This window comes from Pectobacterium sp. S5, from assembly GCF_051707265.1.
Taxonomy (GTDB): Bacteria; Pseudomonadota; Gammaproteobacteria; order Enterobacterales; family Enterobacteriaceae; genus Pectobacterium; species Pectobacterium polare.
Genome location: NZ_JAULSZ010000001.1, coordinates 2,117,901 through 2,130,714 on the forward strand (window position 1 = coordinate 2,117,901; position 12,814 = coordinate 2,130,714).

At 51.2% G+C, this 12,814-nt stretch carries 9 protein-coding genes, 2 tRNA genes and 3 rRNA genes; 7 read left to right on the forward strand and 7 right to left on the reverse strand.

The genetic code is table 11. The annotated features are described in order from the left end of the window. Positions 1-153: 153 nt before the first annotated feature. Together QWJ20_RS09570 and QWJ20_RS09575 are read right to left on the reverse strand one after the other, a co-directional pair. Complete coding sequence (locus QWJ20_RS09570; protein ID WP_433992362.1) at positions 154-1,344, reverse strand: aldo/keto reductase; 1,191 nt, start codon at positions 1,342-1,344, stop codon at positions 154-156. Between the two features lie 84 nt (positions 1,345-1,428). After that, positions 1,429-1,941, reverse strand: a complete 513-nt coding sequence (locus QWJ20_RS09575) for a nuclear transport factor 2 family protein (RefSeq protein ID WP_433992363.1) — start codon at positions 1,939-1,941, stop codon at positions 1,429-1,431. A gap of 136 nt (positions 1,942-2,077) precedes the next feature. Here QWJ20_RS09575 and QWJ20_RS09580 point away from each other — a divergent pair, with 136 nt between their 5' ends. The 7 genes from QWJ20_RS09580 (at position 2,078) to QWJ20_RS09610 (ending at position 8,675) form a co-directional block, all read left to right on the forward strand. Next, the gene (locus QWJ20_RS09580; protein ID WP_095701263.1) at positions 2,078-2,476 is read left to right on the forward strand and encodes a winged helix-turn-helix transcriptional regulator; all 399 of its coding nucleotides are present in this window, start codon (positions 2,078-2,080) and stop codon (positions 2,474-2,476) included. 156 nt (positions 2,477-2,632) lie between these two features. After that, positions 2,633-3,400 carry an amino acid ABC transporter substrate-binding protein gene (locus QWJ20_RS09585; protein ID WP_095701262.1) on the forward strand — a complete coding sequence of 256 codons (768 nt, stop codon included), beginning with the start codon at positions 2,633-2,635 and terminating at the stop codon, positions 3,398-3,400. Positions 3,401-3,489: 89 nt separating this feature from the next. Further along, on the forward strand, positions 3,490-4,155 hold the full coding sequence (locus QWJ20_RS09590) for an amino acid ABC transporter permease (RefSeq protein ID WP_095993427.1): 666 nt from the start codon (positions 3,490-3,492) through the stop codon (positions 4,153-4,155). A 375-nt stretch (positions 4,156-4,530) separates the two neighbouring features. Then, positions 4,531-5,556 (forward strand): amino acid ABC transporter substrate-binding protein, encoded by a 1,026-nt coding sequence (locus QWJ20_RS09595; protein WP_095701260.1) that lies wholly within the window; start codon positions 4,531-4,533, stop codon positions 5,554-5,556. Between the two features lie 66 nt (positions 5,557-5,622). Beyond that, positions 5,623-6,801 carry an amino acid ABC transporter permease gene (locus QWJ20_RS09600; protein WP_219681334.1) on the forward strand — a complete coding sequence of 393 codons (1,179 nt, stop codon included), beginning with the start codon at positions 5,623-5,625 and terminating at the stop codon, positions 6,799-6,801. Between the two features lie 9 nt (positions 6,802-6,810). After that, positions 6,811-7,905, forward strand: coding sequence for an amino acid ABC transporter permease (locus QWJ20_RS09605; protein WP_109410510.1), 1,095 nt, complete (start codon positions 6,811-6,813; stop codon positions 7,903-7,905). Between the two features lie 8 nt (positions 7,906-7,913). Beyond that, complete coding sequence (locus QWJ20_RS09610) at positions 7,914-8,675, forward strand: amino acid ABC transporter ATP-binding protein (RefSeq protein WP_095993424.1); 762 nt, start codon at positions 7,914-7,916, stop codon at positions 8,673-8,675. A gap of 275 nt (positions 8,676-8,950) precedes the next feature. On the opposite strand, the gene rrf is transcribed toward QWJ20_RS09610, so the two are convergent. From rrf to QWJ20_RS09635, 5 genes are all read right to left on the reverse strand, one after another. Further along, a 5S ribosomal RNA gene (gene rrf, locus QWJ20_RS09615) occupies positions 8,951-9,066 on the reverse strand. 246 nt (positions 9,067-9,312) lie between these two features. Then, positions 9,313-12,222 (reverse strand): 23S ribosomal RNA (locus tag QWJ20_RS09620). Between the two features lie 220 nt (positions 12,223-12,442). Next, positions 12,443-12,518, reverse strand: a tRNA-Ala gene (locus QWJ20_RS09625). Between the two features lie 42 nt (positions 12,519-12,560). Beyond that, positions 12,561-12,637: transfer RNA gene (locus QWJ20_RS09630), tRNA-Ile, on the reverse strand. Positions 12,638-12,710: 73 nt separating this feature from the next. Beyond that, a 16S ribosomal RNA gene (locus QWJ20_RS09635) occupies positions 12,711-12,814 on the reverse strand; the annotation flags it as partial.

A 12,814-nucleotide genomic window follows, 5' to 3' on the forward strand; every position in this document is an offset into this window, starting at 1 on the left:
CATAGAAAGTAAAAATACGTGATGATAAAACCCACCATATAGAACGGTGATAATAGGTAATTGCCCTGGTGAAGGCGCATTGCTCAACGGCCCTATTACCACCGTTTGTATTCAACAAACCCGATGCGACGATCTGATGCTTCTTATCAAATATCAGGTGGGTATCGGCGCATCGGCCGTGATTAACTTCTGTTCCCTGAGCTCATCCCAAAAGCCCTTTGGAATACTCACTTTCATCGACTGGATATTGGCTTCGACCTGCCCAGGAGCACGAGCACCAGGAATAATGGCCGATACGATTGGCGGCGCAGCGGCAAATTGAAGCGCCGCAGTACGAATATCAATACCGTGCCGATCCGCGATAGAAGCTAAACGAGCCCGCTTCTCAACGACGCCGGGAGGAAGATCATTGCTGAAGTGGTAACGATTTCTCCCCCCCAGAAAACCGTCGTTAAGTGGCGTACCAACCGTCACCGTAATGCCTTTTTTCGCCAAAGCCGGAAACGTTTTTGTCAGTGTTTCCTGATGGTCGATAATACTGTACTGGCAGGCAAGTAAAACAATATCCGGTGTTGGCCCCTTGTCCAACGCCGCCGCCATCACGGCAGCGTCAGCACGGTTGATACCGAACCCCCAGGCTTTGATGAGCCCTTCCGAACGCATCCGTTCCAGCTCAGCCATCGCACCGTTACGCGCAATCTCAAATGATGTCGTCCACGGCGTAGGCAATTCGGTATTATCCGAGCTGAGATCGTGGATGTAGACGATATCAATACTGGACAACCCTAACCGTTGCAGACTGTCCTCAACAGAGCGTCGGGCACCTGCCGCGGTATAATCATACTCATAAGAAAAGTTGAGTTTGTCCGCCCATAGTGAGTCAGGCAGCGGCGTCCGACTGGGATGAAAAATACGCCCCACTTTTGTAGAAACAAGGTATTGATCGCGCGGCTTGTCACGCAGGAACCTCCCGAGCCGATGTTCAGAAAGGCCGTGACCGTAGAAAGGTGAAGTATCGTAGTAGCGAACACCGCCGTCCCACGCGGCTTGTAGCGTAGAGTGTGCCTGCTCATCACTGATAGGGGCGAAAATATTGCCAATCTGTGTGCCCCCCATACCGAAGCGGAAAGGTGTCCGATAACGGATATCCTTTGTTGCAGGGGCATTGAGTGGTAATGCCGTACCTGTAACCCTGCCACGCGTCGGCAACACCGTTCCCTGCACCGTCAGAGGTTGAAAAGCTGAAATAACCCCATTCGCATTATCCGTTTGAGCAAACGCACGCCCTGTTGCCACAAGAGCGGCACTTCCAGCAGCCAGCTTCAGAAAATTTCTGCGTTCCATACTGAATACCTCTTCGTCGATGCCTATTGATGATTGATTGCGCGATACCCACGACAGAAAAACTGCGTAAGACTGCCTTTTCATTCAACGTAAATCAGGGGCTTCTCCCAGTAACGCCGGATCCCAATGCTCTACCGCTTTACCGTCTTTAATACGCCACGTGTCATACCATGTTGTGGTATAGGAACCCCCTGCGACTTTCGGGTCACGAACGGTGCGCGGATAAAGCACCGTAACCAGATCGCCTTCCGCTACCACGGCAATGATTTTCATATTTAGCCGTTCAGGGAGCGGCTGAGGCTTAACCTTGAGCACCTTGGTAAAGTAATCAACAACCGCGTCACGGCCGCTCTGTGCATTCGGGTTATGTTGTAAGTACTCAACAGACAGGAGCTCATCGGCTTTCTCCCAATGGCCTGCGTCAAGCAACTCGCGGAGGATACGGTAAACCACCTGCTTGTTTGCGTTTAGTGCTGGGTCTGGACTGGTAAACAACGCCTCAGGGTTACGGGAAACAGACACTGGTGTTTGAGCGTATACGGAGCCGATCGTTAGGCTTAATCCCAATGTTGCCGTCAGGAACAGCGTCTTTATCATAAAAATCACCTTGCTATTTAGTGGTAGGGAATCGGTGGTATCAGGAAATAACATTGGGGATAATTACGGTGTAGTTAACTTTTTTACAAGTACGCACCAAAAAGTTAGTGTGATATGACTGAATCAGGAGAGACACATGACGACAGAATCCTCACCATGTTTTACCTGCGCTGACGTTATGGCGGAAGCGTGCCCATCACGAACCATTCTGCGTGATGTGACGAGCCGCTGGGGGGTATTAGTGCTGTTGGCACTACGTGAGCGCACCTATCGATTCAGTGAACTACGGCGAACAGTGGGCGGCGTTAGCGAAAAGATGCTGGCGCAAACGCTACAAACGCTGGAGCATGACGGTTTTGTTTTGCGCGTATCACATCCCGTTATCCCGCCGCATGTCGATTACTCGTTAACGCCAATGGGCAGAGAAGTGAGCAAACTTGTCGAGGGGCTTGCCCTATGGATAGAGGGCAACCTCCCCTCCATTTTAGATGCCCAAAACACCTCAAATGAGGCAGATAGTCTGTTCACGCAGTAAGGTGAGCAACATCGCCAAAACGACGCAAAGCCACTATATTCACTTCTGATATAAACCATCACACAACGTGATTTATAAACAGATGTTTTGTCGCGTAGATTCTTTATTAACAAAAGTTATAAGCGCATCACTGCACACCACTCACAGGAATTCATAATGAAAAAAATACGTTTTGCTTTACTGACCAGCGCCCTGCTTGCTACCAGCGTATTCGCTCATGCAGATGACCTTAGCGCCATCAAGTCCGCAGGGGTTATCAAGATCGGCACGGAAGGCACCTACGCCCCTTATACCTATCATGATAAATCAGGCCAGCTGGTTGGCTTCGATGTGGATATTGGCCGTGCGGTGGCAGAAAAGCTCGGCGTGAAAGCCGAGTTTATTGAAGGACGTTGGGACGGTTTAATCGCCGGTATTGATGCCAAGCGCTACGATGCGGTCATCAATCAGGTTGGCGTCACCAAAGAGCGTCAGGCCAAGTATGATTTCTCCAAGCCTTATATCGATTCCAAGGCGGTGCTGGTTGTCCGTGGCGATAACACCACCATCAAAGATTTCAGCGATCTGAAAGGCAAAAAATCTGCCCAGAGCCTGACCAGTAATTACTCTAAGCAAGCCACCAGCTACGGTGCGGACATTGTGCCGACGGACGGTTTTAACCAGTCTCTGGATCTGGTGCTCAGCGGCCGTGCCGACGCCACGTTAAACGATAATCTGTCATTCCTGGATTTCAAAAAGCAGAAGCCGGATGCCAACGTGAAGATTGCGGCAACCTCAAAAGACGGTGAGCCTTCCGCGATTCTGGTGCGTAAAAATCAGGAACCACTGGTGGAAGCATTGAATAAAGCTCTGGATGAAATTAAAGCAGACGGCACCTATAAAACGATATCTGTGCGATACTTCGGGGAGGATGTTTCTCAATAATCGCACTGTTATCAGAACGCGCTGTCATCAATATGATGGTCATCAGCGCGCTCTGTGATTAGCGCATACCGTTATCGGAGCTCGTTTTCATGCCGCCTTGGCTACAACTCATGGCAGACTCCTTCTGGAGTCTGCTGTCTGCGGGACTTAAATTTACCGTCCCTCTGGCTATTCTGTCTTTCATCTTTGGCTTAACTCTCGGCATTATCACCGCGCTGGTTCGCCTTTATGGCCCAAAGCCGCTGAAATGGCTGGGGGATTTCTACGTTTGGGTTATCCGTGGCACACCATTGCTGGTGCAGCTTTTCCTGATTTTTTATGGGCTACCCAGCGCGGGTATCACTCTGGATGCCTTCCCTGCCGCACTCATTGGCTTCACCATCAGCGTGGGTGCCTATAGCTCGGAGATCGTGCGCGGAGCCATCTTGTCTGTCCCGAAAGGCCAATGGAATGCCGCCTATTCTCTCGGTATGAATGGCAAGCAGGCGATTCGCTGGGTGATCTTCCCGCAGTCCGTTTTCGTTTCGCTGCCACCGCTCTCCAATACGTTTATTTCCTTAATCAAGGATACGTCGCTGGCCGCCGTGATCACCGTGCCGGAGATGTTCTTGTCCGCTCAGCGCATCGTTTCCGTTACCTATGAACCCTTGATTCTGTACGTCGAGGCTGCGCTGATTTACCTGATGTTTAGTACCGTGCTAAGCCAGCTACAGGTAAAGCTCGAAAAGTATTATCAGCGCCACATCACGCACTAATGCCTCCCGCATCAGCCCACGCCATCCGCTGGGCTGATGACATTACCGCGTTCCCGACCTCTCCCTATTCAACGGGCAATCCCATCGCTGGCAAGCCTGAGATGCCTCACGATCTCCATTTCGACGCACTAAAAGAGGGCGCATCAGCCTCTTTGCATTTGTCACGGTGCGCACATACCCAATTAGAATTACCCACTTAGATCAATAAACATTCCTTTTCGTCTTCATTATCAAGCAAATAGAAAATTGGCATTTTATTTGCTTTGCTCTGCTCACGTCGGCATACCGACAGACAGGTATGGTGCACCTCATTGTGCACCGCAACACAACTGTGTACTGCAACAACAGCAGATAACTCTAGACGCTAGGATGATTATGAAAAGAATAGTGATTTCTACTCTGGTTGCTGGCGCGTCACTCTTTGCCGCAATCAATCAAGCCCATGCGGGTGCAACGCTGGACGCCATTCAGAAGAAAGGATTTGTGCAATGCGGTATCAGTGATGGCTTGCCCGGCTTTTCCTATGCGGACGCCAGCGGAAAATACTCCGGTATTGATGTCGATGTATGCCGCGGCCTTGCCGCCGCCGTATTCGGCGATGCCAATAAAGTTAAATACACACCGCTGACGGCAAAAGAACGCTTCACTGCGCTGCAATCCGCCGAAGTCGATGTGCTATCACGTAACACCACCTGGACGTCTTCCCGTGACAGCGGCATGGGCATGCTCTTTACCGGCGTGACCTACTACGACGGCATCGGCTTCCTGACGCACAACAAAGCGGGCTTAACCAGCGCCAAAGAGCTGGACGGCGCAACCGTCTGCATTCAGGCGGGTACGGATACCGAACTGAACGTCGCTGACTATTTCAAAACCCATAAAATGCAGTACACCCCCGTCACGTTCGACCGCTCTGATGAAAGCGCCAAAGCGCTGGAATCTGGCCGCTGCGATACGCTGGCATCAGACCAGTCACAGCTGTACGCACTGCGTATCAAGCTGAGCAAACCAGCTGAATTCATCGTCCTGCCAGAAGTGATTTCCAAAGAGCCGCTGGGCCCAGTGGTGCGCCGTGGTGATGAAGAGTGGTTCGCGATCGTACGCTGGACGCTGTTCGCCATGCTGAATGCTGAAGAGATGGGTGTAACCTCGAAAAACGTCGACCAGTTGGCAGCAAAACCCACGACGCCAGATATGTCCCATCTGCTGGGTCACGAAGGCAGCTACGGCAAAGATCTCAAATTACCGAATGATTGGGCGTTCAAAATCATCAAACAGGTCGGTAACTACGGCGAAATCTTTGAACGTAATGTCGGTATGGGCAGCGAGTTGAAAATTAAGCGCGGCCTGAACGAGCTGTGGAACAAAGGCGGTCTCCAGTACGCGCCAGCGGTACGTTAATTATCAGAAAACCCCGGGCGCAGTGGATCGCTGCGCCCCTCAGTACCCCCGTTTCGAGGTTCAAGCATGCTACAACGCCCAACCGTAAAAGGTGATTTATCACTGACTAATCCAGCGGTGCGCGCCTGGCTGTATCAAATTGTCGTTGTTATCGCTGTATTGGCTGTCGCAGCCTACCTGTTGCACAACACCGTGACCAATCTGGCACAAAGGGGCATTACCTCTGGCTTCGATTTTCTAAATAAAAGCGCCGGCTTTGGCATCGTCCAGCACCTGATTGACTATCAACAAGGTGACACCTACGCCCGCGTTTTTCTTGTTGGGTTATTCAACACGCTTCTGGTCTCGGCGTTGTGTATCGTGTTTGCGTCGATTCTCGGCTTCACTGTTGGCCTGGCACGACTGTCTGACAACTGGCTGCTACGAAAAATATCCAACATTTACATTGAGATATTCCGTAACATTCCGCCGTTGTTGCAGATCTTTTTTTGGTATTTTGCCGTACTGCGGAATCTACCGGGGCCACGCCAGTCAATCAGCGCGTTTGATGTCGCCTTCCTCAGCAACCGGGGCTTTTATCTGCCATCCCCTGAAATGGGACCGGGCGCCGCAGCATTTTTTCTTTCTCTGCTGATCGTATCGGTCGTGACATGGCGCGTATTTCGACGTAACCAGCGCTATCACGCCTTAACCGGTCAACCGCGCAAAACCTGGCCACTGACGTTAGGCCTGTTACTTGTGCTGTGCGCACTCAGTCACCTGATTTTCGGCCCCGCCTTTCACTGGAATATGCCGGAGTTAAAAGGGTTTAACTTTCGCGGCGGCATGGTGTTGATCCCTGAGCTGGCGGCGTTAACCGTCGCTCTGTCGGTCTACACGTCATCATTTATTGCCGAGATCATTCGTTCAGGCATTCAATCGGTTTCCCACGGTCAACACGAAGCCGCGCGTTCTCTCGGCTTACCGAATCCCGTTACGCTACGCAAAGTGATCCTTCCACAGGCTCTGCGCGTCATCATTCCGCCACTAACCAGCCAATACCTCAATATTGTGAAGAACTCGTCGCTGGCTGCCGCCATTGGCTATCCCGATATGGTGTCGCTGTTCGCAGGAACCGTGCTGAATCAGACCGGTCAGGCTATCGAAACCATCGCCATTACCATGTCGGTTTATCTCATTATCAGCCTGCTGATCTCGCTGCTGATGAACCTGTATAACCGCAAAATCGCGTTAGTCGAACGCTAAGAGGACGTCATGACGATGAACCATTATACGCAAGGCCGTCAGTCCCCTCTGTTCAAAGCGATGCAGTGGGCACGGCGTAATCTCTTCTCAAGTATCGGCAATAGCCTGTTAACACTGTTTTGCCTCTGGCTACTGTGGATTGCCATACCGCCGCTGCTCAACTGGACGATCTTTCAGGCAAACTGGATCGGCACAACTCGTAATGACTGTACGCGTGATGGTGCCTGCTGGGTCTTCATTCACGCCAGATTTGGTCATTTCATGTATGGGTTGTATCCAGCGGCGGAAGTCTGGCGCATCAACTTCGCACTCGCCATCGGGTTACTCAGCATTCTGCCGATGTTCCTGAAAAGCATCCCCTATCGCGGACGCTATCTTGCCGTCTGGGCAGTGACTTATCCGCTTATCGCCTGGTGGTTACTTTACGGCGGCTTTGGCGGGCTAAGTAGAGTAGAAACCTATCAATGGGGCGGCCTAACGCTGACGCTGATCATCGCTGCCGTGGGTATCGCGGGAGCACTACCACTTGGTATCTTGCTCGCATTAGGTCGCCGTTCCACACTGCCAATTGTCCGTATGCTTTCAGTCGTGTTTATCGAATTTTGGCGTGGTGTACCGTTAATCACCGTGCTTTTTATGTCATCCGTGATGCTGCCGCTATTTTTAACGGAAGGCACCACGATCGATAAACTGCTGAGGGCATTAGTCGGCGTTATTTTATTCCAGTCCGCTTATGTCGCAGAAGTGGTTCGCGGCGGCTTACAGGCGCTGCCTAAAGGACAGTATGAAGCCGCAGAATCTCTGGGCTTAGGCTATTGGCGCATGCAGGGGCTGGTCATCCTCCCGCAAGCGCTAAAAATGGTTATCCCAGGTCTGGTGAATACCATTATTTCTCTCTTTAAAGACACCAGTCTGGTGATCATCATCGGCCTTTTCGATCTCTTCAGCAGTATCCAACAGGCAACGGTCGACCCCACCTGGCTAGGCATGTCGACGGAAGGCTATGTCTTTGCCGCAATGGTCTATTGGATTTTCTGTTTCAGCATGTCGCGCTATAGCCAACATCTGGAAAATCGTTTTAACACCGGACACAAGTCACACTGAGGCCATCCATGAATCAGACTGCATCAACTCAATCAACCGATCACATGATTACCTTAGAGAATGTGAATAAGTGGTACGGGCAATTTCATGTGCTTAAAGACATCAATCTGCAGGTCAGGCAAGGGGAACGAATTGTACTGTGCGGCCCTTCCGGCTCGGGGAAATCAACCACCATACGCTGCATTAATCATCTTGAAGAACATCAGGCAGGGCGGATTGTCGTTGATGGTATCGAAGTGAATAATGATTTACGTAACATCGAAAAAATTCGTACTGAAGTCGGCATGGTTTTTCAGCATTTCAATCTTTTCCCGCACTTAACTGTGTTGCAGAACTGCACGCTGGCACCGTCCTGGGTGCGCCATACGCCGAAAAAAGAAGCGGAAGAGTTGGCAATGCACTATCTGGAACGCGTGCGTATCGCCGCACATGCGCATAAATTTCCGGGGCAGCTCTCTGGAGGCCAGCAACAACGTGTGGCCATCGCCCGTTCACTGTGCATGAAGCCCAAGATTATGCTGTTTGACGAGCCGACGTCTGCGCTGGATCCTGAAATGGTAAAAGAGGTGCTAGATACTATGCTTGGGCTAGCTCAGGATGGAATGACGATGCTTTGCGTCACGCATGAAATGGGATTCGCGAGAACCGTCGCTGATCGGGTGATCTTTATGGATCAAGGTGAGATCGTAGAACAAGCTCCACCGGATATCTTCTTCTCCAGCCCTCGTTCAGAGCGTACTCAGGCATTTCTCTCACAAATCCTGCACTAAGCTGAAGCATCCTGCCTGCGTGTCCTACGCAGGCCTTCCCCTTCATAGCCATAATTATGGATCTCACAGCTCGTGTTATCGCATTACTAACGCAAACTGGATCAGGTAGGAAGGTTTCTGCATCCTAAAAAACATCCCCATCTTCCATAGCTGTCATGGTTATCTACCTGATACACCGCAATAAATGCACAGTGAGCAAATCGTTGCAGGTAACCCCAAAATTTCGCATAGCAAAAAGCCCCTGTCTTTCGACAGGGGCTTTCCACTTGTTTGATGCCTGGCAGTTCCCTACTCTCACATGGGGAARCCCCACACTACCATCGGCGCTACGGCGTTTCACTTCTGAGTTCGGCATGGGGTCAGGTGGGACCACCGCGCTATCGCCGCCAGGCAAATTCTGTTTCATTCCAACCGTTATACGTTGCTTACGCGCTCGCACAACCATCAGAACCAATCTTTGAACAAGCTGAGTATTGTTTTTTGAGTCGTCTCAAAACACCTTCGGTGTTGTAAGGTTAAGCCTCTCGGGTCATTAGTACTGGTTAGCTCAACGTATCGNTCGCACAACCATCAGAACCAATCTTTGAACAAGCTGAGTATTGTTTTTTGAGTCGTCTCAAAACACCTTCGGTGTTGTAAGGTTAAGCCTCTCGGGTCATTAGTACTGGTTAGCTCAACGTATCGCTACGCTTACACACCCAGCCTATCTACGTCGTCGTCTTCAACGGCCCTTCAGGGGCATCTAGTGCCCAGGGAAGACTCATCTCGAGGCAAGTTTCCCGCTTAGATGCTTTCAGCGGTTATCTCTTCCGCACTTAGCTACCGGGCAATGCAATTGGCATCACAACCCGAACACCAGTGGTGCGTTCACTCCGGTCCTCTCGTACTAGGAGCAACCCCTCTCAATCTTCCAACGCCCACGGCAGATAGGGACCGAACTGTCTCACGACGTTCTAAACCCAGCTCGCGTACCACTTTAAATGGCGAACAGCCATACCCTTGGGACCTACTTCAGCCCCAGGATGTGATGAGCCGACATCGAGGTGCCAAACACCGCCGTCGATATGAACTCTTGGGCGGTATCAGCCTGTTATCCCCGGAGTACCTTTTATCCGTTGAGCGATGGCCCTTCCATTCAGAACCACCGGATCACTAAGACCTGCTTTCGCACCTGCTCGAGCTGTCACTCTCGCAGTCAAGCTAGCTTATGCCTTTGCACTAACCTCCTGATGTCCGACCAGGATTAGCTAACCTTCGTGCTCCTCCGTTACGCTTTGGGAGGAGACCGCCCCAGTCAAACTACCCACCAGACACTGTCCGCAACCCGGATYACGGGCCCACGTTAGAACATCAAACATTAAAGGGTGGTATTTCAAGGTTGGCTCCACGCAGACTGGCGTCCACGCTTCAAAGCCTCCCACCTATCCTACACATCAAGGCTCAAGGTTCAGTGTCAAGCTATAGTAAAGGTTCACGGGGTCTTTCCGTCTTGCCGCGGGTACACTGCATCTTCACAGCGAGTTCAATTTCACTGAGTCTCGGGTGGAGACAGCCTGGCCATCATTACGCCATTCGTGCAGGTCGGAACTTACCCGACAAGGAATTTCGCTACCTTAGGACCGTTATAGTTACGGCCGCCGTTTACCGGGGCTTCGATCAAGAGCTTCGCCTTGCGGCTGACCCCATCAATTAACCTTCCGGCACCGGGCAGGCGTCACACCGTATACGTCCACTTTCGTGTTTGCACAGTGCTGTGTTTTTATTAAACAGTTGCAGCCAGCTGGTATCTTCGACTGATTTCAGCTCCGTGAGCAAGTCACTTCACCTACCATCAGCGTGCCTTCTCCCGAAGTTACGGCACCATTTTGCCTAGTTCCTTCACCCGAGTTCTCTCAAGCGCCTGAGTATTCTCTACCTGACCACCTGTGTCGGTTTGGGGTACGATTTGATGTTACCTGGAGCTTAGAGGCTTTTCCTGGAAGCGTAGCATCGGTTACTTCATCACCGTAGTGACTCGTCATCACGCCTCAGTGTTAATGACGACCCGGATTTACCAAAGTCATCCACCTTCACGCTTAAACCGGGACAACCGTCGCCCGGATAACCTAGCTTTCTCCGTCCCCCCTTCGCAGTAACACCGAGTACAGGAATATTAACCTGTTTCCCATCGACTACGCTTTTCAGCCTCGCCTTAGGGGTCGACTCACCCTGCCCCGATTAACGTTGGACAGGAACCCTTGGTCTTCCGGCGTGCGGGTTTTTCACCCGCATTATCGTTACTTATGTCAGCATTCGCACTTCTGATACCTCCAGCAGCCCTCACAGGCCACCTTCGACGGCTTACAGAACGCTCCCCTACCCAACAACACCTGAGTGTCGCTGCCGCAGCTTCGGTGCATGGTTTAGCCCCGTTACATCTTCCGCGCAGGCCGACTCGACCAGTGAGCTATTACGCTTTCTTTAAATGATGGCTGCTTCTAAGCCAACATCCTGGCTGTCTGTGCCTTCCCACATCGTTTCCCACTTAACCATGACTTTGGGACCTTAGCTGGCGGTCTGGGTTGTTTCCCTCTTCACGACGAACGTTAGCACCCGCCGTGTGTCTCCCGTGATAACATTCTTCGGTATTCGTAGTTTGCATCGGGTTGGTAAGTCGGGATGACCCCCTAGCCGAAACAGTGCTCTACCCCCGAAGATGAATTCACGAGGCGCTACCTAAATAGCTTTCGGGGAGAACCAGCTATCTCCCGGTTTGATTGGCCTTTCACCCCCAGCCACAAGTCATCCGCTAATTTTTCAACATTAGTCGGTTCGGTCCTCCAGTTAGTGTTACCCAACCTTCAACCTGCCCATGGCTAGATCACCGGGTTTCGGGTCTATACCCTGCAACTTAACGCCCAGTTAAGACTCGGTTTCCCTGCGGCTCCCCTATACGGTTAACCTTGCTACAGAATATAAGTCGCTGACCCATTATACAAAAGGTACGCAGTCACCCTGATTAATCAAGGCTCCCACTGCTTGTACGTACACGGTTTCAGGTTCTATTTCACTCCCCTCGCCGGGGTTCTTTTCGCCTTTCCCTCACGGTACTGGTTCACTATCGGTCAGTCAGGAGTATTTAGCCTTGGAGGATGGTCCCCCCATATTCAGACAGGATGTCACGTGTCCCGCCCTACTCATCGAACTCACAATCTGTGCATTTTTGTGTACGGGACTATCACCCTTTACTGTGCGACTTTCCAGACGCTTCCACTAACACACAAACTGATTCAGGTTCTGGGCTCCTCCCCGTTCGCTCGCCGCTACTAGGGGAATCTCGGTTGATTTCTTTTCCTCGGGGTACTGAGATGTTTCAGTTCCCCCGGTTCGCCTCATTACGCTATGTATTCACATAATGATAGTGTGTCGAAACACACTGGGTTTCCCCATTCGGGTATCGTCGGGTATAACGCTTCATATCAGCTTACCGACGCTTATCGCAGATTAGCACGCCCTTCATCGCCTCTGACTGCCTAGGCATCCACCGTGTACGCTTAGTCGCTTAACCTCACAACCCGAAGGTGTCTTTGATAAATCAAAGTCACTGTCGTGCTGCGATTATTTGAGAGACTCATTGACACACTGATACACCATTCATACCCGCAGGTATCAATGCATGTTCAGCTGTCATGTTTCAATTTTCAGCTTGTTCCAGATTGTTAAAGAGCAAAACTTCGCAGTGCACCCAAACAGGTACACTCTGAAGTTTTCTATATAGCGAGTAGTGATGGTGGAGCTATGCGGGATCGAACCGCAGACCTCCTGCGTGCAAGGCAGGCGCTCTCCCAGCTGAGCTATAACCCCATCGTTGCTTACAGATACCTTAGATACCACTCATGGAAGAGTTGGTAGGCCTGAGTGGACTTGAACCACCGACCTCACCCTTATCAGGGGTGCGCTCTAACCACCTGAGCTACAAGCCTATTAAGGTATTTCTGCTCGTTATTTTCATCAGACAATCTGTGTGAGCACTTCACTTAACACACATCTTTTTGGTAAGGAGGTGATCCAACCGCAGGTTCCCCTACGGTTACCTTGTTACGACTTCACCCCAGTCATGAATCACAAAGTGGTAAGCGCCCTCCCGAAGGTTAAGCTAC